This is a genomic window from Microbacterium sp. JZ31 (assembly GCF_016805985.1).
Classification (GTDB): Bacteria; Actinomycetota; Actinomycetes; order Actinomycetales; family Microbacteriaceae; genus Microbacterium.
Genome location: NZ_CP017661.1, coordinates 3,126,542 through 3,152,813 on the forward strand (window position 1 = coordinate 3,126,542; position 26,272 = coordinate 3,152,813).

The following is a 26,272-nucleotide window of genomic DNA, read 5'->3' on the forward strand; positions in this document are numbered from 1 at the left end:
TGGAATACGGCGGACGTACCATGTGTTCTGGCAGTCAGAACCTAGGAGGCGCACGTGCGACAGCTCATCATCATCGGATCGGGACCGGCCGGCTTCACGGCCGCCATCTACGCCGCGCGTGCGAACCTGAACCCCCTCGTCGTGGCCAGCTCCGTCGAGGTCGGCGGTGAGCTGATGAACACGACCGAGGTCGAGAACTTCCCCGGCTTCCCCGAGGGCATCATGGGTCCCGACCTCATGGCCAAGATGCAGCAGCAGGCCGAGCGGTTCGGCGCCGAGATCGCCTACGACGACGTCACCGAGCTCGACCTGTCGGGCGACGTCAAGAAGGTCACGCTGGGCAGCGGGAAGACCGAGGAGGCGGAGGCCGTCATCTTCGCCACCGGATCCGCCTACCGCAAGCTCGGCATCGAGGGCGAGGATCGCCTCTCGGGCTACGGCGTCTCGTGGTGCGCCACGTGCGACGGCTTCTTCTTCCGCGAGAAGACGATCGCCGTCGTGGGCGGCGGCGACTCGGCGATGGAGGAGGCGAACTTCCTGACGAAGTTCGCGTCCAAGGTCTACGTGATCCACCGCCGCGACAGCCTCAAGGCCTCCAAGATCATGCAGGACCGCGCTTTCGCGAACGACAAGATCGAGTTCATCTGGAACGCCGAGGTCACCGACATCCTGGGCGACACGGCCGTGGCCGGAGTGACCCTGCGCGACACCGTCACGGGCGAGGCGCGCGACCTGGCTGTCGAGGGTCTGTTCATCGCGATCGGCAACGACCCGCGCACGCACCTCGTGCACGACAAGCTCGACCTCACGCAGGACGGCACCATCTGGGTCGACGGTCGTTCGTCGCGCACGTCGGCTCCGGGCGTCTTCGCCGCGGGCGACGTGATCGACCCGACGTACCGCCAGGCGAGCACGGCCGCCGCCAGCGGCACAGTCGCGGCGCTGGACGCCGAGCATTACCTGGCGGCGCGCGGCGACGCGGGCGAGCCGGCCCCGGCCGTGGACCAGCTGGTCGAGGCCTGAGGAACAACATCCACGCCACCCGCGTTACGGGTGGAGAACGATCTTCACGACAGGAGACACACATGACCGCCAAGGCAACCACCTCGGCCACCTTCGAGCAGGACGTGCTGCAGGCCGACGGCCCCGTGCTCGTCGACTTCTGGGCCGCGTGGTGCGGCCCGTGTCGCATGGTCTCGCCCGTGCTCGACGAGATCCAGGCCGAGAACCCCGACAAGATCACGATCCTCAAGCTCAACGTCGACGAGAACCCCGATCTGGCGATGAAGTACCAGATCACGTCGATCCCGGCGATGAAGGTGTTCAAGGGCGGCGAGGTCGCCACGACGATCATCGGCGCCAAGCCGAAGTTCGCGCTCGAGCAGGACCTCGCGGAGTTCCTGAAGTAACCGTCGCCTCAGCGCTTTCCGCTCTCACGAAGCCCTCGGCCCTCGGGTCGGGGGCTTCGTCGCGTCACGGGTCGTGTGGCGCCGCCCCGTGAACGGTGGGCAGTGCGTGCGCCGCTCGTCGCGTCAGGCTCCGGGCGTCGCCTCGGGGAACGATGGACCGCCGGCCTCCCGGCGCGTCGAAGCGGCGTGTGCACGCAGCGCATGGGTCACAGCAAGTCGCACGATCGCGTACAGAGCGAGGCCGATGACGACAAACGCCGCTAGCCACACCAGGAGGACGATCAGCAGATGCAGGCCGGCGAGCATGCGCTCACCCTACCGCGGTCCTCAGGGCCCGACGACGCGTACGACGGCGTCCCAGCGGCGGTGCGTGTTCTCCTGGCCGATCAGGCGCCAGACCGCCTTGGTGAGCTCGGGATACTCCTGTGCGATGAGGCGCAGCAGGCGCTGGTTGCGCGCGGCTGTGGGGCGCAGGCCGCCGTCGGCCTCGATGTGCTCCGCGCGCAGCGTGAAGACGACGAGCTCGTCGACCGTCGGCAGGTCCTCCATGAACTCCCACGGATCCTCACCCGCCCGAAGCCGCTCATGCACGAGCGTCGCGAGCTCATCGGCAGCCTCGGCGCGCAGCACCTCGACGCTCGCGCGTCGGCCGGGGAGTTCGATCGGATCGCTCACCCATCAAGGCTACGCGCGTGCGGCTGAGTGGGATCCGGATGTGGAAAAGCCCCGCGCCTCTCAGAGGCGCGGGGCTCGTCCGCGGGTCGCCGCGTCCGACTAGTGGTTGCGCAGCTTGTCGATCAGCTCATCCTTCTTGAGCTTCGAGTACCCCTCGATGCCGACGTCCTTCGCGCGCTTCTTCAGCTCGTCGACCGTGCGATCCTCGTAGTTCTCGGCGTTGCCGCCGCGCTCGCCGACCTCGTCGCGTCCGTCGCGCGCCGCGGCGTTGGAGATGCGCGCGGCCTTCTCCTTCGAGTTGCCCTCGTCACGGAGCTTCTCGTACAGCTCCTCGTCCTTGATGCTGTTGTTCGGCATCAGAACGGCTTCCCGCCCGTGACCGGCACGACCGCGCCCGAGGTGTAGGACGCCTCGTCGCTCGCGAGATACACGTACGCGCCCGCGAGCTCGCTCGGCTGACCCGCGCGGCCGAGCGGGGTGTCCTGCCCGAACTCCTTCACCTTGTCCGCGGGGAAGCCCGTGGCAGGGATCAGCGGCGTCCAGATCGGCCCGGGCGCCACCGCGTTCACGCGGATGCCCTTCGGACCGAGCTCCTCCGCGAGCGCCTGCGCGAACGCCACGAGAGCCGCCTTCGTCATGGCGTAGTCGAGCAGACCCGAAGACGGCTGCGACGCCTGGATGGACGACGTGACGATAATGGATGCGCCGGGGGACATGTGTGGCACCGCCTCGCGGGCAAGCAGCATGGTCGAGACCAGGTTGGTGTGGAACGTCTTCTCGATCTCGGAGGCCTGGAGGGTGTCGACGCCCTCGCGCTGACGCTGATATGCCGCATTCGGAATGAGGATGTCCAGACCGCCGAGCTGCTCACGCGCCTGCGACACCACGTCGATGCAGGCCTGCTCTTCCGTCAGGTCTGCGGGCAGCAGCACGCACTTGCGGCCGGCCTCGGTCACGAAGCGCTCGGTCTCCTGTGCGTCCTTCTCCTCTTCCGGAAGGTAGACGATGGCGACGTCCGCGCCCTCGCGCGCATACGCGATCGCGACGGCACGGCCGATCCCGGAGTCGCCGCCGGTGATGAGCGCCTTGCGACCCTCCAGACGCCCGCGTCCGACCCAGCTGTTCTCGCCATGATCGGGCGTGGGGGCCATGTCGTCTGTCAGTCCGGGCTGGTCCGGCTGCTCCTGCTCGGGGAAGCTCCCCGAAGGCTCACGCGGGTCCTGTGCTTGAGTGTCGCTCACGAAGTCCTCCTAGCGTGGTTGGTCTGTGCCTCCACGCTACGAAGGGCCGCCGACGGACCCCACCCCCTTGACGGAGGTGGGCACCTGCCCCTAACGACGGAAGGGCGCTAGTTGCCGTAGCCCTCTTCGCCGAGCTCGGTCAGAATGCGGTTGAGGTCCTGAATCGTCGCGAAGTCGATCTTGATCTGTCCCTTCCGCGAGGTCAGGTCGATCTTCACCTTCGTGTTGAGGCGGTCGCCGAGGCGGTCCGCGACGTCGTTGAGGAACGCCCGCCGCGCGCCCGGCTGAGGCTTGGGGGAGCGGGGGCCGCTCTCCGCCGCGACCGTCTTGGCGGCCGCCTCGGCGGCGCGCACCGACAGGTCCTCGTTGACGATCTTGTCCGACAGGCGCTGCATCACGTCGGCGTCGTCGAGCGACAGGATCGCGCGCGCGTGACCGGCGCTCAGGACACCGGCGGCGACGCGCTGCTGCACGGGCACGGGCAGGCGAAGCAGGCGGATGGTGTTGCTGATCTGCGGGCGCGACCGGCCGATCCGCTTCGCAAGCTCATCCTGCGTGATGCCGAAGTCGTCGAGCAGCTGCTGATAGGCGGAGGCTTCTTCCAGCGGGTTCAGCTCGGACCGGTGGAGGTTCTCGAGCAGCGCATCGCGCAGGAGGTTCTCGTCCGACGTGTCGCGCACGATCGCGGGGATGTCCGTAAGCCCTGCCTCGCGCGAGGCGCGGGTGCGGCGCTCCCCCATGATGAGCTCGTACGTGCCGTCACCCTTGTCGCGGACGACGACGGGCTGCAGCACGCCGAACTCCCGCACGCTGTGCACGAGCTCTGCGAGGTCCTCCGGGTCGAAGTGCGTGCGCGGCTGCCGCGGGTTCGGAACGATGCTGTGCGGATCGATGTGCACGAGTCGCGCACCGGGCACCGCGACCAGGTCGTCTTCGGCGATCTCCGCCTCTGCTGTCGCCCGGTCCGCGGCCTCGGCAGCCTTCTTGGTCGGGGCGCCGGGGAAGAAGACGTCCACGGGGCGTGCCTCACTCGAGTCCGCCGTGGGGATCAGCGCGCCGATACCCCGTCCCAATCCCGTTCGCTTCGCCATCAATCTTCCTCTCCCGTCTCCGCGGCGTCATCGCGACCCCGCCGCACGATCTCCACCGCGGCCTCGCGGTACGCGATCGCGCCCGCCGAATTGCCGTCGTATGCGATCACCGTCTGGCCGAAGCTCGGCGCCTCGGAAATCCGCACTGACCGGGGGATCATCGTGCGCAGCACCTCGGTCTCGAAGTGGTTGCGCACCTCGTCCGCGACCTGCTGGGCGAGCTTCGTCCGTCCGTCGTACATCGTCAGGAGGATGGTCGACAGATGCAGCCGCGGATTCAGGTGCTTCTGGATCATCTTCACGTTGCCGAGCAGCTGGCTCAGGCCCTCGAGCGCGTAGTACTCGCACTGGATGGGGAGGAAGACCTCCTCCGCCGCCGTGAAGGCGTTGATCGTCAGCAGCCCGAGGGACGGCGGGCAGTCGATCAGGATGAAGTCGAGCGGTTTCTCCTGCTCGCGAACGAAGTCGTCGATCGCGGTCTTCAGGCGCTGCTCGCGCGCGACCTGCGTGACCAGCTCGATCTCCGCCCCGCGAGGTGGATGTTGCTGGGAGCGCAGAACAGCGTCTCCGACTCTGGGCTGGTCTGGACGACGTCCGACAGGGGGAAGCCGTCGATCAGGACGTCGTAGATGCTCGGGGTGTCGGCGCTGTGGGGGATGCCGAGAGCGGTGGACGCGTTGCCCTGCGGATCCAGGTCGATCACGAGCACGCGCCCGCCGAGAGATGCGAGAGCCGCGGCGACATTGACCGTGGTGGTGGTCTTGCCGACGCCGCCCTTCTGGTTCGAGATCGTCATGATCCGGGTGCGTCCCGGGAACTGCACCTCGACACCCTCGAGCGCCCGGCGTCGAGCCGACAGATCGGCCAGCTCGCGAGCGAGAGGGGTGTCGTCGGGGAGTGCGAACGACGCCGCCTTCTCGGACTGTTTCACGTGAAACACTCTTCCCTTCGCGAGCGATTGGCCTCCCCTACTCTAACCGCCCGCACCGACACGACCGACCGATGCGGTGCGCGCGGCGCCGCTCGATGTCCCACTTCAGCGTTGAGTCCCGAAGTGGTGGGCACCCGCCTCGGATGGGCGCGAATGCGGGCGGCGTACTGGGTCTAGCCAGGTGTCGTCGCGGTGCCACACCTCACGCCCGGGGCGCCTTGCAAGATGTTTCACGTGAAACATACCTTCCCGCGTGGATGGCACCGCTCCGACTACGAACATCTGCGCCGATCAGCACCGTCACACATCCGTGGGCGCAGCCTTAGGAGCGCGTTGATGGAGGGCACTCTCACCTCATGACGAGTTCGACAGATGGTCTGCTCCGCCCGCGCTACCCCCGCCTCCTGTCAGCGACGTGACGAGCAGGGTCGGACCACACGAGGATGGCCTATCCGACCGCTGCGGGGGCGACTACGGCTGGTGCGGCTGCGTGCACGCCGCGGCGCATTGCAGCTGTTTCACATGAAACATCTACGCAGCAGGTCAAGGCCGCCGCGAACGACCTCGAACCGTACGGGAGTGGTTCCAATGCGCTCGCCATCGCCATACACGGCGGGGTGGCCCGGCGATTCGATCGCCATCGCGCACGGTGACCGCGCGCAGCTTCGGCGACCGCAAGTGCGCGCCGAGAGCCATCAGCGGGAACAGCTGCGCCGCGGAGAGTCGGCCGACGTCGCGTGCGAGGACGAGCTGCAGCAGGCCGTCGTCCATCCGGGCGTGCGGTGCCACCCGAATTCCGCCACCGAATGCCGGGGCATTCGCGACGGTCACGAGCGCTTCGCGGTCCACCCACGTGAAGTCGCGTCCCGCACCCAGGTCGGCGTCGATCACGTGCAGCCCGGCGAAAGTCTTCAGGTGCGCGCGTTGTGGGGGAGTGGTCTAGGCTCCGTCCGCGGTCACGCGGTTTCGCCACGAGCGGTACGCGAGGATCTCGCGCAGCGCAGCCGCGACATAGCGTGACGAACCACGAGGGAAGCGCACGCCGTGCGCTCGCGCGTTGACCGCCGCGTCGAGCCCTGCGGAGACCGCGCCTGCCACCACCGCACGGGGTCGCTGCCGGTCACGCAGCCCTCCACCCCGGCACCGGTCACGCGCAGCGAGTCGACATCGCTCGGGGGCCTGCGCGTCGTCGACCGCTCGATCACGTCCGCCCCCGCGCACACGGCGTCGCGCGGCACGCCCACTGCCGCCGCGAAGTCGTTGCCGGTGCCGACCGGCACGATGCCCAGGAACGGCCGACTCGGCAAGCGCTTGGATCGCCGGGTGCACCATTCCGTCTCCGCCGACGACCACCAACGCGTCGAGTCCGGAGAGTTCGCGACGCACGTTCGCAAGCGCGACCTCCGCAGTGAGCGCGGAGAGCCCGACGACCTCCACACCCCGTTCGGCAAGCTGGTGCGCCAGACGCGCGCCCAGGCCCCTGGCCGCGCCTCCGCCGGCCGAGGGGATGACCACGAGTCCGTGCCGGCGAGCGACGTCCGCACTGCCACGCTGGTCCGGGGTCGCGCCCGGTTTCACGTGAAACGGGGCGGAGGAGCCGTGACGATGTTTCACGTGAAACGCGCAGCCCGCGGGGGCCGCGATCGTCACGTGGACGCCGGTGTTCCACGTGAAACGACCGTCGCCCGCCATGCCGGATCGGACGTGCAGCAGGCCGTGAGCCCGACCAAGACACCCGGCGTATCCCGCGCGCCGATCGGGCGCAGAACCCTCGCCACGGGCGTCCTCATAAGCAGTGGGGAGCGAACGCGACCACAGGAGACACCACCGGGCGACAGCCGACAACAGTCAGCCACGGCCGTGAAGTCGCCACGCGCCTCGTGCGGTACAAGCCGAGAGCGACCGACCACACACGTGGCGTCTCAGCCGGCGCCGCGGATGTTTCACGTGAAACGCGGCGCAGAGGCTTCCGCTCAGGCGCGCACGATCGCTCGAACGACGCGTGTCTCCTCAGCGAGCAGGCCCTCGCCCAACACCTCGACGCGCACGTCCGACAGCTTGTACTTGCGGATGGCCTTCTGTGCGGCCTCGATCTCGGCCGGAGCACCCATGCCCTTGAGCAGGATCAGCTCGCCGCCATCACGCGCGAGGGGAGCGACCCACGGGATCAGGGTGCGCAGCGCGCTCACCGCGCGAGCGGTGACGGCATCGAGCATGCCCTCGTACCGGCCGGCTTCCTCGGCCCGAGCCCGCAGCACCTCGACGTTCGTCAATCCGAGCGCCGTCACCTGCTCCTCGAGCCAGGTCACGCGCCGCTCCATGGGCTCGATGAGCACGAACCGCACGTCCGGACGCGCGATCGCGAGCACCAGCCCGGGGAGCCCTGCACCCGAACCGACGTCTCCCACGACACCACCCGCGGGGAACAGGGGAGCGGCGATCGCGCTGTTCAGGATGTGCCGCGTCCACAGCCGCGGCACCTCGAGCGGCCCGATCAGCCCGCGCTCCTCGCCCTGTCCGCGAGCGCCGCGGTGAACTGCCGCGCGAGTGCGATGCGGTCCCCGAAGAGATCGGCGGCCGCCGCGGGCTCCGGTTCGAGGCCCTCCACGCTCAGCCCCGGCGGATGACGGTGTGGCGGTCGGCGCCGTCGCCGTAGGACTCCGAGACCAGGCCGCGGTCGGCGACGATGTCGTGCACGAGCTTGCGCTCGTAGCTCGACATCGCGGGCAGCGACGCCTGCGACGCCCCCTCGTCGAGGCGAGCGACCGCGGCGTCGACGAGCTTCTCGAGCTGACGCTGCCGGGCATCGCGAGATCCGCCCACGTCGAGGATCAGGCGCGAAAAGCGCCCCGTCTTCGCCTGCACCGCGAGGCGCGTGAGCTCCTGCAGCGCCTGCACCGTGTCGGGATTCGTCAGCACCGCTAGCGAGTCGTCGTCCGACTCGACCGACACATAGGCGCGCCCCTGCTTGACGTCGAGCGTCAGGTCGCCGTCGATGTCGGTGATGTCGAGAAGCCCCTCGACGTAATCGGCGGCGATGTCGCCCTCGGTCTCGAGCTCGGCCACGGTGGGGGTGTCGCCGGTGGCGTCAGTGGTGGTCATATGCGGGGGTCCTCGATGTCGTGAGAAGCAAAGGCCAGGTCAGAGGCGCTTACTTGACCGGAGCGCCGGCCGTGCCGTCGTCTTTCGACGGACCGGACGGACCATCCGTGCGCTGCTGCGCCTGCTTCTTCGCGCGCTGCTTGCCCATGGGCTGCTGCCGCTTGGGCTGCTGCGCCTTGCGCTTCTCGGACTCGGCGAGCAGGCGACGCTGCTCCTCCTCGTAAACGGCCATCGGGACGACCTTGCCCTGAGAGTTCAGTGCCTTGCCGCGGCGGGCGAGACGCTCCTCGCGGGCCTTGGCGGCCTCGGAGCCGGGCGTCGGCAGCTCGCGGATGATCACGAACTGCTGCGCCATGGTCCACAGGTTGCTGAAGAACCAGTAGAGCACCAGGCCGAGCGGGAAGAAGACGCCCGAGAAGATGAAGCCGAGCGGGAGGACCCACAGCATGATGCGCTGCATCTGGTAGGCCTGGCCGGTCTTGGCCTCGGGGAGAGGTTCTTCGAGATGATCTGCAGCTGCGTGTAGAACTGCGACGCGATCATCAGCACCACGAGCACGGCCAGGATGATGATCGTCGCGGTCGAGCCCGCGGCCCACGCGTCGCCCAGCGTCTGGTGGAAGGGTGCGATCTCGAACAGCTTGGCGTCGTTGAACTGCTGCGTCAGCTCGGCATTGAGCAGCCCGACACCGCCGCGGTCTTTGGCCGCATGCAGCTTGACGTCCGACAGCGTGTAGTACATCGAGAAGAAGATCGGCATCTGCACGAGCAGCGGCCAGCAGCCGCTGAGCGGGCTCGAGCCGTGCTTCTTGTACAGGTCCATCGTCTCGCGGCTCATGGCCTCACGAGAGAGCTGGTCGCGCTTGCCCTTGTAGCGCTCCTGGATCTTCCGGATCTGCGGAGCGAGCTCCATCATCGCGCGCTGGCTCTTGATCTGGCGCACGAAGAGCGGGATCAGCGCCGCACGCACGACGATCACGACGCCCAGCAGCGCGAGCATCCAGGTGATGCCGCCGGCCGCAGGCAGCCCGATCGAGGTGAACAGCCAGTGCCAGGCGACCAGGATGGCCTCCACGGCCCACTTCAGGGGCCAGAGGATGGTTCCGAAGAAATCCACGAAGGATCAGTCCTTTCGAGCGGGCACGACGAAGCCGTGGGGGGTGAGGTCATGGCGGAAGGCCGGATGCGGACGCACGTCGTCCTGCCCGCCGGCCGCCCAAGGATTGCATCGGGCGATGCGCGCCGCCGCGAGCACCGAGCCCTTCAGGAGCCCGTGCTGCTGAACCGCGGTCACCGCGTACGCCGAGCAGGAGGGGTAGTACCGGCACACCTCTCCGTAGAGCGGAGAGATCACGGCCCGGTAGCCGTGAAGCAGGGCGAGCCCTGCGTTGCGGGGCAGCAGCGGCACCGCCGCGAGCGCATCCGCGGCGTGCAGGTGCCCGGTTCCGCGAGCCGACGCCGGCAGCACGCTCATGCCGCCGCCCTCCGCGCAAGGCAGCGCGCCACCTCGGCGCGCAGATCCTGGAACGAGGCGGTCGCGGCCGACGGCAGCGCACGGATCACCACGTCGGCGCCCTCGCGCACGTCGGGGAGCGCTTCGGCGCACACGGCCTTGAGACGCCGCCGCACCGTGTTGCGCGTGACGGCGTTGCCCACGGCCTTGCTCACGATGAAGCCGAACCGCGCGGCGCGCGGTTCGGCTGTCAGGATCACGTGGGTCACCGTGTTCGCACCCGCGCACCGAGCGCCCCTGCGGACGACGAACCGATAGTCGTCGCCGCGGGTGAGGCGTCTCGGCCGCGCGAGCACGGTCCGTTGCAGAGCGGCGGCGTTACGCCGACAGCTCGGTGCGGCCCTTGCCGCGGCGCGCGGCGAGGATCGCGCGGCCGGCACGCGTGCGCATGCGGGCGCGGAAGCCGTGCTTCTTGGCGCGACGACGGTTGTTGGGCTGGAAGGTGCGCTTGCTCATGGGATCACTCCGGAGAAGGTGTCACCGGGATGGATGCTGCCGGGGACGTAGACGGTACGGGAATGCCGCGAGGGCATAAGTCAACCGACTTAGGTTACGTCCGGCCTTGTGATTCGCGCAAACTGGCGCGGCAACCTGACAGTATCTCCACAGCCCCGCGCCCGCCCGTGCAGGGACACGCGTCGAGCCGTCCGAATCAGCGCGACAGGGTTTGCTGTCGGCCCCCTCGGTGACTAGCGTGGCACCAGTTATCCACAGGCTGAAGCGCATGATCGCGCGGCGGCACCCTCACCCGAGAGGATGCCCTGTGGATGGCTCGGACTTCACGAGGGGGGCCCATGACCACTCCAGACGACGTTCCTCCGGCGCAGCAGTTCCCGGAGGTGCCTGCCTGGCGATCCGTGCTCGGCGAGCTCGAGCACGACCCGCGCGTCACGCCGCCCATGAAGGGCTTCCTCAGCCTCGTCGTCGCCGAGGGCGTGATGGGCGGGACGCTCTATCTCGCGGTTCCCAACGACCTGACCGCCGCGCAGATCACCAAGCGCCTGCGCGAGCCCATCATGGAGGCGCTCGCCCGGGTGGGCGGCGATGCCCAGTCGTTCCGCGTCACCGTGAGCCCCGACCTCTCCGAGGCCCAGCTGCCGACCACGCTTCCCCCGATCGAGAACCCGCCTCCGCAGCAGCGCCCGGTCGAGGCCCCGACGGACGCGCACACCCCCAGCCGCAGCGACACCCGGCTGAACCCGAAGTACACGTTCGACAACTTCGTGATCGGCCAGTCGAACCGATTCGCGCATGCCGCGGCCGTCGCGGTCGCGGAGGCGCCCGCCAAGGCGTACAACCCGCTGTTCATCTACGGCGACTCGGGCCTCGGCAAGACGCACCTGCTGCACGCGATCGGCGACTACGCGCAGAGCCTGTTCGCCGGCGTCCGCGTCAGGTACGTCTCGAGCGAGGAGTTCACGAACGACTTCATCAACTCGATCGCCAACAACCGGGGAGCGGCATTCAACGCGCGCTACCGCGACGTGGACATCCTGCTGATCGACGACATCCAGTTCCTGCAGGGGAAGGCCGAGACCCAGGAGGCCTTCTTCCACACCTTCAACACGCTGCACGACCATGACAAGCAGGTCGTCATCACGTCGGATGTCGCTCCCAAGCACCTCACCGGCTTCGAGGACCGGATGCGCAGCCGCTTCGAGTGGGGTCTGATCACCGACGTGCAGGCCCCCGACCTCGAGACCCGCATCGCGATCCTGCGCAAGAAGGCGCAGTCCGAGCGCCTCTACATCCCCGACGACGTCGTGGAGTACATCGCCACCGTCGTCTCGACGAACATCCGCGAGCTCGAGGGCGCGCTGATCCGCGTCTCGGCCTTCGCCAGTCTGAACCGCTCGGAGGTCGACATCCAGCTCGCGCAGAACGTGCTGCGCGACATCGTCGACCAGACAGAGGACAACGTGGTGTCGGAGAACGACATCATCACGGCGACCGCCGCCTACTTCAAGCTCACGGTCGACGACCTGTACGGCTCCAGCCGTTCCCAGGCGGTCGCGCAGGCGCGTCAGATCGCGATGTATCTGTGCCGCGAGCGCACGAGCCTGTCGCTCCCGAAGATCGGACAGCTGTTCGGCGGGCGCGATCACACGACGGTGATGTACGCGTACAAGAAGATCAGCGACCTCATGAAGGAGCGCCGCTCGATCTACAACCAGGTCACCGAGATCACCACGCAGCTCGGCCGTCGCTGACCCGCTCCTCCTCGCCGCCCTCACGCGCTCCGCGTGGGGGCGGCGTCGTGCGTCCCCCCCGGGCTTCGCCGACGCCCCTCGACATTCCGCTGACGGCTTCGGTTCGCCCACCACGTATGCCGCGATCCGCGCTTGACACCCCTCCGGAAGTGCCTCTATAAGACTTTCCCCACTTGTGGATAACTTGGGGATAACTGTTGAGACACGCCTTCGGTGATGTGAACGACACGCGAACACGATGTGGATGCGCATGTCAAGGGAGGTGACACGGCCGCCGGATCCTCCCCCGCTCATCCGCACCGGATCCACATCTCACAATCTTGTAGTTCCCTACGCGCGACCGGGATCCACAGAGTTATCCACATTTTCCACAGGTGTTACTACGACTAAGAGATCACTTCTCTTCACAGGGACTCCGATCACCGTGACCGGCGAAATGCGTGGAATCACGTCGAATCCGACGTGGGCACTAGCATGGGAGGCCCACGGGCGCCGAGGTCCGTGACGTGTTGTCCGCGGAACCCGGGGCGGCACCGCAGTGTGTGATTCGAGGGGAAGCACAAGTGAAGTTCCACGTGAACCGCGACGTGTTCAGCGAGGCCGTGTCGTTCGTCGTCAAGCTGCTGCCCCAGCGCAATCCCCAGCCGATCCTGGCCGGCGTGCTGATCGAGGCCACCGAGGACGGCGCGCTCGCGCTGTCGGCGTTCGACTACGAGGCGTCGGCGCGTACGACGATCGAGGCGACCGTCGACGAGCCCGGCACGATCCTGGTCCACGGTCGTCTGCTGTCGGACATCGCCAGCCGCCTGCCCAATGCGCCCATCCAGATGGCGACGGAGGAAGACGGCAACATCGCGCTCACCTGCGGCTCGGCGCGGTTCGCGCTGGCCTCGATGCCCGTCGAGGAATACCCCGCGATCCCCGAGGTCACGGGCGAGTCGGGACTCGTGCCGGCGGACGACTTCGCGACCGCGATCTCGCAGGTGGCCTTCGCCGCGTCGCGCGACGACGTGACGCCCGTGCTCACGGGTGTGCAGCTCGAGGTGACCGGTCAGCAGCTCAGCCTCGTCGCGACCGACCGCTACCGCGTGGCGCTGCGCGACATCGACTGGGACGGTGGGCAGCAGGAGGCTCACGCGCTCGTGCCGGCGCGCACGCTGCAGGAGGTCGGCAAGACGTTCTCGCACGGCGGCAACATCTCGATCGCGTTCTCGGGATCGGGCGACCGCGAGATCATCGCGTTCACGGCCGGCAACAAGACCGTCACGTCGCTGCTGATCAAGGGCAACTTCCCGCCCGTCCGTCGCCTGTTCCCCGAGCAGACCGATCACTACGCGGTGGTCAGCACTGCCGACCTCACCGAGGCCGTCCGTCGTGTGGCCCTCGTGCTCGACCGGTCGGCGCCGCTGCGCTTCACGTTCTCGACGTCGTCCGTGACCATGGACGCCTCGGGCGGCGAGCAGGCACGCGCGTCCGAGTCGGTCGACGCCCACCTGCAGGGCGAGGACGTCACGCTCGGACTGAACCCGCAGTACCTGCTCGAGTCGCTCGCTGCCGTCCGCAGCGAGTTCGTGCGGATCACGTTCACCTCGAGCGACAACGCCAACAAGCTCAGCCCCGTGCTGATCACCAGCCAGACCTCCGTCGAGCAGGCGGGCAACGACTCGTTCAAGTACCTGCTGCAGCCCAACCTGCTGCTGCGGTAATCATCCGGCGGCGACCGTCGACCGGTCGCTCTGCTCGACGCCCGGGGCGTTGACAGTGCCGCTCGTTAGGCTCGAACAATGATCGTGGAGCACCTGAGCCTGAAGGACTTCCGCAACTACGCGGAAGCCGAGCTCGCGCTCCGCCCCGGGCCGAATGTGCTCGTCGGACGCAACGGCCAGGGGAAGACGAACCTCGCCGAGGCGATCGCCTACCTCGCCACGCTCGGCTCCCACCGCGTCTCCGCGGATGCGCCCCTCGTCCGCGAGGGCTGCGACGCCGCATTCGTGCGGGCCCGGCTCGCGCACGGCGAGCGGCGCGTGACGCTCGAGCTGCAGCTCAACAAGCAGGGCTCGAACAAGGCGCGCATCGGCGGGTCCCCCGTGCGCACGAACGAGCTGCCGCGGTACGCGCAGGTGGTGCTGTTCGCTCCCGAGGACCTGCAGATCGTGCGCGGCGACCCGTCGTCGCGCCGCCGGTTCGCCGACCAGCTGCTGATCCAGCGCACGCCGCGGATGTCTGCGGTGCTGGCCGACTACGACCGGACTCTCCGTCAGCGCACCGCGCTGCTGAAGTCCGCGCGGGCGCGCGGCCTCAAGGCCGCGCAGCTGCCGACCCTCGACGTGTGGGACGACAAGCTCGTCGCCCTGGGATCCGAGATCATCGACGCGCGCACGCGACTCGCGCAGGATCTGAGCGCTCCCGTCTCGGCGGCGTATGCCGCGATCGCGGGAGAGGACCACCGGCCGCAGCTCGAGTGGGCGCTGTCGGTGCGCGGCGGCGATCCCGAGGAGGGCGACGACCATCAGGAGGCGGGCGCGGGAGCGACGGCCGAGCTGTTCCGGGCGGCACTCGCCGACAAGCGCGCGGCCGAGCTCGATCGCGGGCTCACGCTCGTCGGGCCGCATCGCGACGACCTCGTCCTGCGGGTGCGGGGTCTTCCCGTGAAGGGGTACGCCTCGCACGGCGAGTCGTGGTCGGTCGCGCTCGCGTTGCGGCTCGCATCCGCCGAGCTGCTGCGCGCGGAGTCGCCCGGTGGCGATCCGGTGCTGATCCTCGACGATGTCTTCGCCGAGCTCGACGCCGACCGTCGCGCCCGCCTCGCCGGCGTGGTCGCCGACTACGAGCAGGTCGTCGTGACGGCCGCGGTGGCGAACGACGTGCCCGAGGCGCTGCGCGCCAATGCGGTGCGCATCGAGGGCGGCCGCGTCCTGGGCCCCCTGAGCGAGCATCCGCTCGTCCCGGCGGGAGGCGAGGCGTGACCGGCGACGAGATCCCCGAGACCATTTCGACCTACCTGCGGCTGCGCGGGCTCGAGCCGAGCCGCCGGGCGCAGTGGCGCAACAAGAAGCGCCGCTCCGAGGACGACGAGAACCAGCCGTTCACGCCGGGGCGCGATCCCGGCTCGCTCGGCGACGCGCTCGACAAGCTCACCACCGCGCACGGATGGGCGCCGCAGCTGGCCCGCGAGGACCTCGTGCGCCAGTGGGAGGACGTGGCGGGCGCCGAGACGGCGCAGCATGCGAGCCCGGTGTCCCTCACGGACGGCATGCTCACGATCCAGTGCGACTCGACCGCCTGGGCCAAGAACCTGTCGTACATGCGCGCCCAGATCCTCACGCAGATCGTCACGCGGTACCCGGAGGCGGGCGTGTCGTCGGTGCGCTTCGTGGGGCCGGACGTCCCCACCTGGAAATGGGGTCGCAGATCGATTCCAGGGCGTGGCCCGCGCGATACCTACGGCTAGCCCACGATCCGGGGTCACCCGATCCTTTTTCGTGCGTCTGCGGGCCTGTCACGGGCAGTCGGATCGCTCCCGCTTGATAGGATGGCGGTGCACCCGAATACAGATGTGGAGCGCCTTCTCACATGACGATGGACAACCAGGACGAGCAGAACGCGCCGATCGATCCGACCCCGAACGGATCCCAGAACGGGAAGAAGGTCGGGGGAGAGTACGGCGCAGACGCCATCCAGGTCCTGGAGGGTCTCGAGGCGGTCCGCAAGCGCCCCGGCATGTACATCGGCTCGACGGGCCCCCGAGGACTGCACCACCTCGTGTACGAGATCGTCGACAACTCGGTGGACGAGCACCTCGCCGGCTACTGCGACTCGATCGTCGTGACGCTGCTCGAGGACGGCGGGCTGCGCTGCGTCGACAACGGCCGCGGCATCCCCGTGGACATGCACAAGACCGAGGGCAAGTCCACGCTCGAGGTCGTACTGACCGTGCTGCACGCCGGCGGCAAGTTCGGCGGCGGCGGGTATGCGGTCTCCGGCGGCCTGCACGGCGTCGGCTCGTCCGTCGTGAACGCGCTCTCCACGCGGCTCGACGCGGTCGTCAAGCGCCAGGGCCACGTGTGGCGCCAGTCGTTCCAGGGCGGCGGCGTGCCGCTCGCGCCCGTGGACAAGGGCGAGGCGACCGACGAGACCGGCACCACCATCACGTTCTGGCCGGACCCGGACATCTTCACCGAGGGCGTCGACTTCGACTACGAGACGCTGCGCACGCGCTTCCAGCAGACCGCGTTCCTGAACAAGGGCCTGCGCATCGAGCTGTACGACGAGCGTCCCGACTCGGCCGAAGAGGTCGAGCGCGAGGACGGCTCGACCGAGATGGTCAAGCGCCACAACGTCTTCTACTACGAGCGCGGCCTGGTCGACTACGTCGAATACCTGAACAAGGTGCGCAAGGCCGAGCGCGTGAACGAGGACATCGTCGTGCTCGAGCAGGAGCAGGCGGACGGCCGGATGTCGGTCGAGATCGCGATGCAGTGGACGACCTCCTACAGCGAGAACGTCTTCACCTACGCGAACATGATCAACACGCACGAGGGCGGCACGCACGAGGAGGGCTTCCGCGCGGCGCTCACGACCCTCGTGAACAAGTACGCGCGCGCGAACAACCTCCTCAAGGAGAAGGACGACAACCTCACGGGCGACGACGTGCGCGAGGGCCTCACGGCGGTCATCTCCGTGAAGCTGTCGGAGCCGCAGTTCGAGGGTCAGACCAAGACCAAGCTCGGCAACACCGAGGCCAAGGCATTCGTGCAGAAGGTCGTCGGAGACCAGCTCTCCGACTGGTTCGAGCGCAACCCCGCGCAGGCGAAGAACGTCATCCGCAAGGCGATCGACGCGGCGACCGCGCGCCTCGCGGCCCGCAAGGCCCGCGAGACCGCCCGCCGCAAGAGCGTGTTCGAGTCCGCGGCGATGCCCGACAAGCTTAAGGACTGCACGTCGAAGGACCCGTCGATCTCGGAGATCTTCCTGGTCGAGGGCGACTCGGCCGGCGGCTCGGCCGTCGGCGGCCGCGACCCGCACACGCAGGCGATCCTCGCGCTGCGTGGCAAGATCCTGAACGTCGAGCGCGCGCGCATCGACAAGGCGCTGGGCAACAAGGAAGTCCAGGCGATGATCCAGGCCTTCGGCACGGGCATCGGGCCGGAGTTCGACATCGACAAGGCGCGGTACCACAAGATCGTCCTGATGACGGATGCCGACGTCGACGGTCAGCACATCACGACGCTGCTGCTGACGCTGCTGTTCCGCTACATGCGCGGTCTCGTGGAGGCCGGCTACGTGTACCTCGCGATGCCGCCGCTGTACCGCCTGAAGTGGTCGAACGCGTCGCACGAGTACGTCTACAGCGACCGCGAGCGCGACGCCCTGATCAAGGAGGGCACCGCGGCCGGCAAGCGCCTGCCCAAGGACGCCGGCATCCAGCGCTACAAGGGTCTCGGCGAGATGAACGACCACGAGCTGTGGGACACCACCATGAATCCGGAGACCCGGACGCTGCGTCAGGTCACGATCGACGACGCGGCCGCGGCCGACGAGATCTTCTCGGTGCTCATGGGCGAGGACGTCGAGTCCCGCCGCTCGTTCATTCAGCGCAACGCCAAGGACGTGAGGTTCCTGGACATCTAGCTCGTCGCGCTCTGCTCCCACGACCCGGTCGTTGAGCGAGCGAGCGAAGCGAGCGAGTCGAAACGGTCCAGACGAACCACGGGATAGAGAACAAGATGACTGACGACAACGACGAGCAGCGCCCCGACATCACGGCGTCGCACAACCACGGCCGGATCGACCAGGTCGACCTGCAGTCGGAGATGCAGCGCAGCTATCTCGACTACGCGATGAGCGTGATCGTCGGGCGCGCGCTGCCCGACGTGCGCGACGGTCTCAAGCCCGTCCACCGCCGCGTCGTGTACGCGATGTACGACGGCGGCTACCGTCCCGACAAGAAGTTCTCGAAGTGCGCCCGCGTCGTGGGCGAGGTCATGGGTCAGTACCACCCGCACGGCGACTCGGCGATCTACGACGCCCTCGTCCGCCTCGTGCAGCCGTGGTCCCTGCGCTACCCGCTCGCACAGGGACAGGGCAACTTCGGCTCGCCGGGCAACCAGGGCGCCGCGGCCCCGCGGTACACCGAGACCAAGATGGCCGCGCTCGCGCTCGAGATGGTGCGCGACATCGAGCAGGACACGGTCGACTTCCACGACAACTACGACGGCGAGACGCAGGAGCCGGCGGTCCTGCCGGCGCGGTTCCCCAACCTCCTCGTCAACGGATCGGTCGGCATCGCGGTCGGCATGGCCACGAACATCCCGCCGCACAACCTGCGCGAGGTGGCCGACGGCGCGCTGTTCGCGCTCGAGAACCCCGGCCTGCCGCGCGAGGAGCTGCTCGAGGGCCTGATGCAGCGCATCCCCGGCCCGGACTTCCCGACCGGCGCGCAGATCCTCGGCACCAAGGGCATCCACGAGGCCTACCGCACGGGTCGCGGGTCCGTCACGATGCGCGCCGTGGTCGAGATCGAGGAGATCCAGGGCCGCACGTGCCTCGTGATCACCGAGCTGCCCTACCAGGTCAACCCCGACAACCTCGCCGTCAAGATCGGCGAGCTCGCGCGCGAGGGCAAGGTCACGGGCATCGCCGACATCCGCGACGAGACCTCCGGCCGCACCGGCCAGCGTCTCGTGGTCGTGCTCAAGCGCGACGCGGTCGCGAAGGTCGTGCTGAACAACCTGTACAAGCACACCGAGCTGCAGACCAACTTCGGGGCGAACATGCTCGCCATCGTCGACGGCGTGCCGCGCACGCTCTCGCTCGACGGCTTCATCGGGTACTGGATCGCCCACCAGCTCGACGTCATCGTGCGCCGCACCAAGTTCCGCCTCCGCAAGGCGGAGGAGCGCATGCACATCCTGCGCGGCTACCTCGCGGCGCTGGACGCACTCGACGAGGTCATCGCGCTGATCCGCCGCTCGCCCACGGTCGACGAGGCGCGCGAGGGTCTGAAGGACCTGCTGAAGATCGACGAGATCCAGGCCGACGCCATCCTGTCGATGCAGCTGCGCCGCCTGGCCGCGCTCGAGCGTCAGAAGATCATCGACGAGGCGGCCGAGCTCGAGGCGCAGATCGAGGACTACAAGGCGATCATCGCCGACGAGTCCCGCCAGCGCGCCATCGTGCGCGAGGAGCTCACCGACATCGTGTCGCGCTTCGGCGACGAGCGGCGCACGCACATCCTGCACGGCTTCGACGGCGACGTCTCCATGGAGGACCTCATCGCCGAGGAGGACATGGTCGTCACGGTCACGCGCGAGGGCTACGTCAAGCGCACCCGCAGCGACAACTACCGGTCGCAGCGCCGCGGCGGCAAGGGCGTGCGCGGCGCGCAGCTGCGCGCGGACGACGTGGTCGAGCACTTCTTCGTCACGACCACGCACCACTGGCTGCTGTTCTTCACGACCAAGGGACGCGTCTACCGCACGAAGACGTACGAGCTGCCCGAGGCCGGACGCGACGCGAAGGGCATGCACGTCGCGAACCTGCTCGCCCTGCAGCCGGATGAGCAGATCGCGCAGATCATCGAGCTCAAGGACTACGAGGCGGCCGAGAACCTGGTGCTCGTCACGCGCGCGGGACTCGTGAAGAAGACGCGTCTCGCCGAGTACGACTCGAACCGCCAGGGCGGCATCATCGCGATCAAGCTGCGCGAGGACGACGAGCTGATCAGCGCGCTGCTCGTCGACTCGTCCGACGACATCCTGCTGATCAGCCGCGGCGGGCAGTCGCTGCGGTTCTCGGCGACCGATGAGGCGCTCCGGCCGCTCGGCCGCTCGACGAGCGGCGTCAAGGGCATGTCCTTCCGCGAGGACGACAGCCTGCTGTCGGCCTCGGTCGTGCGCGACGAGGGCTTCGTGTTCGTCGTGACGGAGGGCGGCTACGCCAAGCGCACCCGCGTCGACGAGTACAAGGTGCAGGGCCGCGGCGGCCTCGGCATCAAGGTCGCGAAGCTGTCGGACGAGCGGGGCGGCCTCGCCGGCGGCCTGATCGTCTCGGAGGACGACGAGGTCCTCGTGGTTCTCGCCAAGGGCAAGGTGGTACGCTCGGCCGTTGCCGAGGTCCCCGCCAAGGGCCGCGACACCATGGGCGTGCTGTTTGCGCGTCCGGACAAGGACGACCGCATCCTCGCCATCGCGCGCAACACCGAGCGCGCGGCGGTGGCCCTGGACGAGACCGACGGCGAGGCCGCGGTCGATGAGGCGCCCGAGACCGCGCCCGACACCCCCGGAGAGAACGCATGAGCACGGTAGCCGACAAGCTCGCCAAGAAATCCACTCACAAGACCAACGCCAAGCAGGTGCGCCTGCGGCTGGTCTACGTCGACTTCTGGTCGGCCGTGAAGCTGTCGTTCCTCGCCGCGGTGGCGCTCGCGATCGTGACGATCGTGTCGTTCTTCCTCGTCTACATGGTCGTGCAGACGACGGGCCTGATCGCGCAGATGGACGAGTTCCTCGCCAGCTTCACGGACGGCAGCCTGTCGATCTCGCAGTTCATCGGTCTGCCGCAGGTGATGGCGTTCGCCACGATCGTCGCGATCCTGAACCTCGTGGTCGTCACGGTGCTCGGCGCGGTCGTCGCCGGCATCTACAACCTCGCGGTGAAGGTCACGGGCGGGCTGCTCGTCGGCTTCACCTCGAACTGACACTCGCGGGGACCGGCACCGATTCGCGAACGTCGAACGGATCGGGTAAAGTCTCTGAGGTTGAGGACGCGAGTCCGACACCTCTGGGGGTATAGCTCAGGCGGTTAGAGCGCTTCACTGATAATGAAGAGGTCCCAGGTTCAAGTCCTGGTACCCCCACCATCGAAAGCCTTCGCACACGCGGAGGCTTTTCTGGTCTCCGGCTCCAGTCGACCGGGATCTTCCGCTTCAGTCCTCTTCGACGTCGCCCATGCGCGGCAGGCGACCGAGCTCGGCGTCCTCGTCGTCGAGCAGGATGAGCTCCTCGCCCTCGATGCGGGCCGCTTCGGGCCAGGGATCGATGGTCACGGTGCTGTCGGGACAGGCCATGAGCGTGCGGGCGACATCGTCGCCGAACTCGAAGCGGTCGCCGGAGAACTCGCCCGTGCCGAAGACGATGTTGCAGCCGTCGGATCCCGAGAAGCTGCCGTCCTCGGAGATCGCGACGTGCGCGCTCGGAGCCGGACCGCCCCACTCGCCGGCGAACGCCGAGCCGTCCGGCCCGGCGCACGCCGCGAGCAGGACGAGCGCGGAGGCGGCCAGGGAGGGGAGGGCGACGAGGCGGGTGCGCATGCTGGGATCATGGCACCGACATCCGCCAGGGGCAACGGATCCTGACAGCACGGCGAGAGGGCGCCCGCCCCGCCCATGTAAACTCTCCCGAGGGTCTCCCGGCGAGATCCGCCCTTCGGGGCCTTAGCTCAGTTGGTAGAGCGCCTGCTTTGCAAGCAGGATGTCAGGAGTTCGAATCTCCTAGGCTCCACAGCAGCAAGAGTCCCGTCACACCCTCCGGTGCAGCGGGACTCTCGTCGTTTCCGGATGGACGAGGAGAGCTCGTTCTAGCGGACCGCCTCCGCGGCGGGCTTGCGGCCGCCCATGGTGGCGGTGAGATTGTCCGCGGCGTTGATCACCGCATCGACCATCGATTCGCACACCTCGCGGGGCATCCGGAGCGTCGGTCCCATCACCGTCATCGCTCCGACGAGCGCGCCATGCGAGTCGAACACGGGTGCCGCGAGCCCGGACGCGGCCTCCAGACGTTCGCCGACCGTGATGGCATAGCCGGCGGCACGCGTCTCCGCCACCGCGCGTCGCAGCTGGTCGGGGTCGGTGATGGTCGCGCCGGTCAGGGCGGGCAAGGGGGAGGAGGTGATCTCGTCCAGGAGCGCTTCGCTCCAGGCGAGGATGACCCGTCCCGAACTGCCCACATGCAGGGGCTGGATCTTGCCGACGTACATCTCCTGCTTCAGGCCGTGCGGCGTCTCGGCGACCGCGATGCACACGCGCTTGCCCTGCTCGGCTCGGAAGAAGCACGCCGTCTCACCCAGCTCGTCCCGCAGCGCCTTGAGCTGCGGACTGAGGAGTTCGGCGAAGTCGCGGCTGCGTGCCGCCGGACCGGCCCAATACGCCAGGCGCGCCCCGATGCGGTACGCGTCGTCGATGCGCTCGAGGAAGCCGTACTCGACGAGGTTGGCGAGAAGGCGATGCGTGGTCGAGGTGGGCAGTCCGGTGGCCGCGCGGATGGCCGGCGCGGTGCGGGTCGGCTCGCTGAGCGTGAACGCATCCAGGATCGCCGCGATCTTGCCGAGGACGAGCAGCGGCTGTTCATTCATGCGTCGATCCTAGGTTTCGTCGCCGACTCCTGCTTCCCGAAGTGCAGGAAAGTGCCTACGATGTGGGAAGCGCATCGAGGCGCGACGCGCAACGATGCGCGCAGAGGAGAGGAGACGATATGCCCGAGTGGTACACGCTCGCGGTCGTCGGCGCGGTGATCGTCGTCGTCGTCATCGTCATCGTGAAGTTCCGGATCAACCCGGTGATCGCGCTCGGTCTCGGCGCTGCCGCGATCGGCCTGCTGACGGGTCTCGGCCCCGTCGACACCGTCACCGTCATGACCCAGGGCTTCGGCGACGTGATGATGGAGGCGGGTCTCCTCATCGCGTGGGGAGTGCTGATCGGCGCGATGCTCAACGAGATGGGCGCGATCACGCGGCTCGTCGAGTCGCTCATGCGCACGTTCGGCAGGCGAGGCATCCCGTACGCGTTGGGGCTCTCGCTGGGCACCTACCTGCAGACCATCTTCATCGACGTGATGATCGTCATCGCCGCGCCGCTCGCTCGCCGCATCGCCCCGCGCCTCGGGAAGACGGGCACCGGCATCATCGGCGTCACCTTCGCCGTCTCGCTCGAGATCGGCATCGTCCTGATGGTCCCCGGATTCGCGGCGGTCGCGCTCGCCGGCCTCCTCGGGGTGCCGCTGGGCGTCATGCTGCTCTGCGGCCTCGCCGTCGTCGTGCCCACGATCATCCTGTCGATCCTCCTCATGAGCATCGTGCTCCGGATGGGCTTCTGGAAGCCAGAGACGGACGAGCAGACCGTCGTGCGCGACGAGGAGGAATCGATCACCGCGCCGCCCGCGGTCGAGACCGCCGGGCCCCAGGTCGATCGGACGCGGACCGGCACCGTGCGCACCAGCCTCGGCGGCGTGCCGCGCGGCAGCGGTCCGGCGCTCGCCGTCGCCGAGCGCCAGCGGCCCCTTCTGCTGCTCTTCGCGCCCATGCTCTCCGCGCTGCTCCTCATCGCCGCCCAGGCGGTGCTCACGGTCACCGAGACCGAGGTCCCCGTCATGCAGTTCCTCGGGTCGCCCGTGATCGCCCTGCTGCTGGCCGTCATCGCGACGGGTGTCATCGGACGCGCCACCGTGGGAACCAAGCGGATCGAGAAGTCGCTGGTGAAGGGTTTCCAGGATGGCGGCCAGATCTTCGTCCTCACCGGCATCGGCGGCTCGCTGGCCGCGGTCATCGCCGAGGGCGACCTCGGCGACGTCCTCCAGGGGTACTTCCAGGCGACGACCTTCGCTCCGCTCCTGGTCGTCTGGGCCATGGCGGCGGTGCTCCACGTCGCGGTCGGCTCCGTGACCCTCTCGGCGATCACCGCGGCCGGCATCATCGCCCCCGTCGCGGCGAGTCTCGGACTGCCTCCGGTGCTGATCGCGCTGGCAGCGGGAGCCGGTGCGCTGTTCTGCATCCACGTCACGTCGAACACCTTCTGGCTGCTGCAGACCTTCCTGGACCAGTCGGTGCGGGGCGCCCTCAAGACCGTCACCGTCGGCGTCTCGCTCGCGTCGGTCATCGCCCTCGGCATGACCCTGATCCTGGCGGTCTTCATCCGATGAGCGAGCAGCTGCACACCCCCCTGACCGGCGTCCGCGTGGTCGAGCTCGGCAACTACATCGCCGCGCCCACCGCCGGCCGGCTGCTGGCGGACTTCGGTGCGGACGTCATTAAGATCGAGCGCCCGCGCACCGGGGACGAATTGCGCCGATGGCGGCTCTACGAGGGAGACACCTCGATGCTGTACCGCACGATCAACCGCGGCAAGCGGTCGCTGGTCGCAGACCTCCGCGAGGAAGAGGGGCGCGCCATCGTCCTCGATCTGCTGCGCGACGCGGATGTCCTGCTCGAGAACTTCCGGCCGGGCACGCTGGAGAAGTGGGGCCTCACGCCCGAGGCTCTGGAGGAGATCAACCCCCGGCTCGTCGTCGCGCGGATCTCGGCCTTCGGGCAGAGCGGTCCACTCTCCGCGCGGCCGGGGTTCGCCGCGGTCGCCGAGGCCTACGGCGGATTCCGAGAGCTGGTTGGCGAGCCGGGCAGGCCGCCGAGCCGCACCGGCTTCTCGATCGGCGACACCATCGCGGGCATCTACGCCGCGTTCGGGGTCGTGATGTCGCTCCTGGACCGCGAGCGGCGGGGAGCGGAGGCGGCGAGCCTCGCCGATCGCGTCGTCGACGTCGCCCTCAACGAGGCGATGCTCTCGGTCACGGAGTCGCTGGTTCCCGACTGGGGCGCGTACGGCGTGCGCCGCGAGCGCACGGGTGGGCGCATGCAGGGGATCGCGCCGAGCAACGCGTACATGTGCGCGGACGGCAAGAGCATCGTGGTGGCCGGGAACGGTGACGGCATCTACCGTCGCTTCATGGAGATCATCGGCCGCCCCGACCTGGGCGAGGACCCCGGTTTGCAGTCGAACGAGGGGCGCTGGGAGAGCCGGGAGCTGCTCGACGCGGCGATCGGCGCATGGACGGCGACCCTCACGTCGGCGGAGGCCCTCGAGCGTCTCGACGGTGCCGGGGTGCCATCGGGCCCGATCTACACGGCGGAGGACGTGGTCGCCGACGAACAGTACGCCGCGCGAGACATGATCCAGCGGTTCGACGTCGACACCGGCGCAGGCGTGAAGAAGGACGTCGGGTTCCCCGGGATCGTGCCCGTGTTCGGCGGACGCTCCCTTCCCATCCGCTCGGTCGGCCCCGACCTGGGCGAGCACACCCGAGAGATCCTGACCGAGCTCGGCTGGACGGCCGAGCGCATCGACGCCTACGAGGAGGCAATGCGATGACCGTGAAGTTCCGCGACGTGACGTTGCGCGACGGGCTGCAGCTCGCGGGCAAGAACCTGCCCACGGCACGAAAGATCCAGCTCGTCGACCAGCTGTACGGGCTCGGCGTCGAGCACATCGAGGTGGGCTCCATGGCGCGACCCGATCTCGTGCCGACGCTGGCGGACACGCTCGACGTCCTCGCCGGTCTGCCGCAGGATCAGCGGGAGCGCGTCTGGGTGTGGGTGGCAACGCCACGCCACATCGAGAAGGCCGCCGCGGCGGGAGCACGCCGCTTCCAGTACTGCTTCTCCGCGTCCGACAGCCACAACAAGGCCAACATCGGACGCACCACCGAGACCTCGCTCGCGGCCATGCCGGACGCGATCGCGGCGGCGGAGGCGGTCGGCGGCAGCGTGCAGCTGTGCATCGCGACGTCGCTGACGTGTCCCTTCGAGGGCGAGATCCCGATAGAACGGTTCCGCAGCATCCTCGTCGATCCCCGCACACAGGGGGCTGTCGACGTCGTGGTGTGCGACACGCTCGGCCAGGCCCATCCCGGAGAGGTCGCGCGACGCGTCGGCCTCGCGAAGCAGGAGCGGCCCGAGCTCGGAATCGTCTTTCACGGGCACGACACGTGGGGCCTCGGAGTGGCGAACGCCGCGGCCGCCGTCGATGCAGGTGCCGACGTGGTCGACGGCGCCCTCGGGGTCTGGGCGGCTGCCCGTTCGCCCCCGGTGCATCCGGCAACACCGCAACCGAGGACCTCGCCTTCGCCTTCCGTCCGGACTGGCTCGACGTCGACGTGTTCGCGACCCTGGTGCGACTGGGTGAGGAGATCACGGACACGCTCGGCGAGCCCGACCGTGCCCGCTCTCGGAGCGGCGCACGCAGCAACGCCAAGGCCTTCCCCTGGGTCGTCGCGGCGTGACCCCGCCGGGCGGGGCTGCCGGCCGCCATCGGGGACTGCCGTGATCTGATTGAGAG

23 protein-coding genes, 2 tRNA genes and 5 pseudogenes are annotated in these 26,272 nt (G+C 68.7%); 14 read left to right on the plus strand and 16 right to left on the minus strand.

Annotated elements, in window-relative coordinates; translation table 11 throughout:
* Positions 1-54: 54 nt before the first annotated feature.
* Complete coding sequence (gene trxB / locus BJP60_RS14805) at positions 55-1,023, plus strand: thioredoxin-disulfide reductase (RefSeq protein ID WP_203136660.1); 969 nt, start codon at positions 55-57, stop codon at positions 1,021-1,023.
* Positions 1,024-1,085: 62 nt separating this feature from the next.
* Positions 1,086-1,409 (plus strand): thioredoxin, encoded by a 324-nt coding sequence (trxA, locus tag BJP60_RS14810; protein ID WP_203136661.1) that lies wholly within the window; start codon positions 1,086-1,088, stop codon positions 1,407-1,409.
* A gap of 123 nt (positions 1,410-1,532) precedes the next feature.
* Here trxA and BJP60_RS14815 read toward each other — a convergent pair whose 3' ends face one another.
* The 14 genes and pseudogenes from BJP60_RS14815 to rpmH all read right to left on the minus strand — a co-directional run bounded on the left by BJP60_RS14815 (position 1,533) and on the right by rpmH (position 10,417).
* Positions 1,533-1,715 (minus strand): hypothetical protein, encoded by a 183-nt coding sequence (locus tag BJP60_RS14815; protein WP_203136662.1) that lies wholly within the window; start codon positions 1,713-1,715, stop codon positions 1,533-1,535.
* Positions 1,716-1,736: 21 nt separating this feature from the next.
* Entirely contained in the window at positions 1,737-2,084 is a 348-nt protein-coding gene (locus BJP60_RS14820) for a tryptophan synthase subunit alpha (RefSeq protein ID WP_203136663.1), read from the minus strand.
* A 99-nt stretch (positions 2,085-2,183) separates the two neighbouring features.
* Positions 2,184-2,441 carry a DUF7218 family protein gene (locus tag BJP60_RS14825; RefSeq protein WP_203136664.1) on the minus strand — a complete coding sequence of 86 codons (258 nt, stop codon included), beginning with the start codon at positions 2,439-2,441 and terminating at the stop codon, positions 2,184-2,186.
* Positions 2,441-3,325, minus strand: coding sequence for an SDR family oxidoreductase (locus tag BJP60_RS14830; RefSeq protein WP_238439461.1), 885 nt, complete (start codon positions 3,323-3,325; stop codon positions 2,441-2,443). Before BJP60_RS14830 ends, BJP60_RS14825 begins: the two co-directional genes overlap by 1 nt.
* Positions 3,326-3,432: 107 nt before the next feature.
* A complete protein-coding gene (locus BJP60_RS14835; RefSeq protein WP_203136665.1) occupies positions 3,433-4,416 on the minus strand; it encodes a ParB/RepB/Spo0J family partition protein in 984 nt (327 codons plus the stop codon).
* Positions 4,416-5,347 (minus strand): annotated as a pseudogene (locus BJP60_RS14840) (ParA family protein). The gene BJP60_RS14835 and the pseudogene BJP60_RS14840 overlap by 1 nt, the downstream one beginning before the upstream one ends.
* Before the next feature lie 543 nt (positions 5,348-5,890).
* Positions 5,891-6,568: pseudogene (locus tag BJP60_RS15570) on the minus strand (hypothetical protein).
* Positions 6,550-7,039, minus strand: a pseudogene (locus BJP60_RS15575) (acylglycerol kinase family protein); the annotation flags it as partial. The pseudogenes BJP60_RS15570 and BJP60_RS15575, both read right to left, overlap by 19 nt.
* 281 nt (positions 7,040-7,320) lie before the next feature.
* Positions 7,321-7,961: pseudogene (gene rsmG, locus BJP60_RS14855) on the minus strand (16S rRNA (guanine(527)-N(7))-methyltransferase RsmG).
* Positions 7,958-8,449 carry a Jag family protein gene (locus tag BJP60_RS14860; protein WP_203136670.1) on the minus strand — a complete coding sequence of 164 codons (492 nt, stop codon included), beginning with the start codon at positions 8,447-8,449 and terminating at the stop codon, positions 7,958-7,960. Before BJP60_RS14860 ends, rsmG begins: the two are co-directional and overlap by 4 nt.
* Before the next feature lie 49 nt (positions 8,450-8,498).
* Positions 8,499-9,565, minus strand: a pseudogene (yidC, locus tag BJP60_RS14865) (membrane protein insertase YidC).
* Positions 9,566-9,571: 6 nt separating this feature from the next.
* A complete protein-coding gene (gene yidD, locus BJP60_RS14870) occupies positions 9,572-9,922 on the minus strand; it encodes a membrane protein insertion efficiency factor YidD (RefSeq protein WP_203136672.1) in 351 nt (116 codons plus the stop codon).
* Positions 9,919-10,341 (minus strand): ribonuclease P protein component, encoded by a 423-nt coding sequence (rnpA, locus tag BJP60_RS14875; protein WP_336244352.1) that lies wholly within the window; start codon positions 10,339-10,341, stop codon positions 9,919-9,921. Before rnpA ends, yidD begins: the two co-directional genes overlap by 4 nt.
* The gene (gene rpmH, locus BJP60_RS14880) at positions 10,280-10,417 is read right to left on the minus strand and encodes a 50S ribosomal protein L34 (protein WP_043595303.1); all 138 of its coding nucleotides are present in this window, start codon (positions 10,415-10,417) and stop codon (positions 10,280-10,282) included. Before rpmH ends, rnpA begins: the two co-directional genes overlap by 62 nt.
* A gap of 482 nt (positions 10,418-10,899) precedes the next feature.
* Between rpmH and dnaA the strand changes: the two genes are divergently transcribed.
* The 8 genes from dnaA (at position 10,900) to BJP60_RS14920 (ending at position 21,031) form a co-directional block, all read left to right on the plus strand.
* Positions 10,900-12,171: a chromosomal replication initiator protein DnaA gene (dnaA, locus tag BJP60_RS14885; protein WP_442923427.1), complete on the plus strand. Its 1,272-nt coding sequence runs from the start codon at positions 10,900-10,902 to the stop codon at positions 12,169-12,171.
* 563 nt (positions 12,172-12,734) lie between these two features.
* Positions 12,735-13,877, plus strand: coding sequence for a DNA polymerase III subunit beta (gene dnaN / locus BJP60_RS14890; protein ID WP_203136678.1), 1,143 nt, complete (start codon positions 12,735-12,737; stop codon positions 13,875-13,877).
* A gap of 78 nt (positions 13,878-13,955) precedes the next feature.
* Positions 13,956-15,137, plus strand: coding sequence for a DNA replication/repair protein RecF (gene recF, locus BJP60_RS14895; protein WP_203136680.1), 1,182 nt, complete (start codon positions 13,956-13,958; stop codon positions 15,135-15,137).
* Positions 15,134-15,622, plus strand: a complete 489-nt coding sequence (locus BJP60_RS14900) for a DUF721 domain-containing protein (RefSeq protein ID WP_203136682.1) — start codon at positions 15,134-15,136, stop codon at positions 15,620-15,622. Before recF ends, BJP60_RS14900 begins: the two co-directional genes overlap by 4 nt.
* Before the next feature lie 122 nt (positions 15,623-15,744).
* Positions 15,745-17,802: a DNA topoisomerase (ATP-hydrolyzing) subunit B gene (gene gyrB / locus BJP60_RS14905; protein ID WP_238439462.1), complete on the plus strand. Its 2,058-nt coding sequence runs from the start codon at positions 15,745-15,747 to the stop codon at positions 17,800-17,802.
* A 95-nt stretch (positions 17,803-17,897) separates the two neighbouring features.
* Complete coding sequence (gyrA, locus tag BJP60_RS14910) at positions 17,898-20,468, plus strand: DNA gyrase subunit A (RefSeq protein WP_203136684.1); 2,571 nt, start codon at positions 17,898-17,900, stop codon at positions 20,466-20,468.
* Complete coding sequence (locus BJP60_RS14915) at positions 20,465-20,869, plus strand: DUF3566 domain-containing protein (RefSeq protein ID WP_203136686.1); 405 nt, start codon at positions 20,465-20,467, stop codon at positions 20,867-20,869. The genes gyrA and BJP60_RS14915 overlap by 4 nt, the downstream gene beginning before the upstream one ends.
* Positions 20,870-20,954: 85 nt before the next feature.
* Positions 20,955-21,031: transfer RNA gene (locus tag BJP60_RS14920), tRNA-Ile, on the plus strand.
* 66 nt (positions 21,032-21,097) lie between these two features.
* Here BJP60_RS14920 and BJP60_RS14925 read toward each other — a convergent pair.
* Positions 21,098-21,481, minus strand: coding sequence for an META domain-containing protein (locus tag BJP60_RS14925; protein ID WP_203136687.1), 384 nt, complete (start codon positions 21,479-21,481; stop codon positions 21,098-21,100).
* Positions 21,482-21,598: 117 nt separating this feature from the next.
* On the opposite strand from BJP60_RS14925, the gene BJP60_RS14930 reads away from it, so the two are divergent.
* Positions 21,599-21,671 (plus strand) — tRNA-Ala (locus BJP60_RS14930).
* A 76-nt stretch (positions 21,672-21,747) separates the two neighbouring features.
* Here the strand turns inward: BJP60_RS14930 and BJP60_RS14935 are convergent.
* Complete coding sequence (locus BJP60_RS14935; RefSeq protein WP_203136689.1) at positions 21,748-22,521, minus strand: IclR family transcriptional regulator; 774 nt, start codon at positions 22,519-22,521, stop codon at positions 21,748-21,750.
* Positions 22,522-22,640: 119 nt separating this feature from the next.
* Between BJP60_RS14935 and BJP60_RS14940 the strand changes: the two genes are divergently transcribed.
* From BJP60_RS14940 to BJP60_RS14950, 3 genes are read left to right on the plus strand one after another with little or no spacing between them, the layout of a single operon-like run.
* Positions 22,641-24,083, plus strand: a complete 1,443-nt coding sequence (locus BJP60_RS14940; protein ID WP_203136691.1) for a GntP family permease — start codon at positions 22,641-22,643, stop codon at positions 24,081-24,083.
* Entirely contained in the window at positions 24,080-25,306 is a 1,227-nt protein-coding gene (locus BJP60_RS14945; RefSeq protein WP_203136692.1) for a CaiB/BaiF CoA transferase family protein, read from the plus strand. Before BJP60_RS14940 ends, BJP60_RS14945 begins: the two co-directional genes overlap by 4 nt.
* Positions 25,303-26,265, plus strand: coding sequence for a hydroxymethylglutaryl-CoA lyase (locus BJP60_RS14950; protein ID WP_336244353.1), 963 nt, complete (start codon positions 25,303-25,305; stop codon positions 26,263-26,265). Before BJP60_RS14945 ends, BJP60_RS14950 begins: the two co-directional genes overlap by 4 nt.
* The last annotated feature ends 7 nt before the right edge of the window (positions 26,266-26,272 follow it).

Coding starts and splice junctions, on each gene's coding strand:
- trxA (WP_203136661.1), top strand. CDS start 1,086: ATGACCGCCAAGGCAACCACCTCGGCCACCTTCGAGCAGGACGTGCTG.
- BJP60_RS14815 (WP_203136662.1), bottom strand. CDS start 1,715: ATGCTCGCCGGCCTGCATCTGCTGATCGTCCTCCTGGTGTGGCTAGCG.
- BJP60_RS14825 (WP_203136664.1), bottom strand. CDS start 2,441: ATGCCGAACAACAGCATCAAGGACGAGGAGCTGTACGAGAAGCTCCGT.
- BJP60_RS14835 (WP_203136665.1), bottom strand. CDS start 4,416: ATGGCGAAGCGAACGGGATTGGGACGGGGTATCGGCGCGCTGATCCCC.
- BJP60_RS14860 (WP_203136670.1), bottom strand. CDS start 8,449: ATGACCACCACTGACGCCACCGGCGACACCCCCACCGTGGCCGAGCTC.
- yidD (WP_203136672.1), bottom strand. CDS start 9,922: ATGAGCGTGCTGCCGGCGTCGGCTCGCGGAACCGGGCACCTGCACGCC.
- rpmH (WP_043595303.1), bottom strand. CDS start 10,417: ATGAGCAAGCGCACCTTCCAGCCCAACAACCGTCGTCGCGCCAAGAAG.
- dnaA (WP_442923427.1), top strand. CDS start 10,900: ATGGGCGGGACGCTCTATCTCGCGGTTCCCAACGACCTGACCGCCGCG.
- recF (WP_203136680.1), top strand. CDS start 13,956: ATGATCGTGGAGCACCTGAGCCTGAAGGACTTCCGCAACTACGCGGAA.
- gyrB (WP_238439462.1), top strand. CDS start 15,745: ATGACGATGGACAACCAGGACGAGCAGAACGCGCCGATCGATCCGACC.
- gyrA (WP_203136684.1), top strand. CDS start 17,898: ATGACTGACGACAACGACGAGCAGCGCCCCGACATCACGGCGTCGCAC.
- BJP60_RS14915 (WP_203136686.1), top strand. CDS start 20,465: ATGAGCACGGTAGCCGACAAGCTCGCCAAGAAATCCACTCACAAGACC.
- BJP60_RS14925 (WP_203136687.1), bottom strand. CDS start 21,481: ATGCGCACCCGCCTCGTCGCCCTCCCCTCCCTGGCCGCCTCCGCGCTC.
- BJP60_RS14935 (WP_203136689.1), bottom strand. CDS start 22,521: ATGAATGAACAGCCGCTGCTCGTCCTCGGCAAGATCGCGGCGATCCTG.
- BJP60_RS14940 (WP_203136691.1), top strand. CDS start 22,641: ATGCCCGAGTGGTACACGCTCGCGGTCGTCGGCGCGGTGATCGTCGTC.
- BJP60_RS14945 (WP_203136692.1), top strand. CDS start 24,080: ATGAGCGAGCAGCTGCACACCCCCCTGACCGGCGTCCGCGTGGTCGAG.
- BJP60_RS14950 (WP_336244353.1), top strand. CDS start 25,303: ATGACCGTGAAGTTCCGCGACGTGACGTTGCGCGACGGGCTGCAGCTC.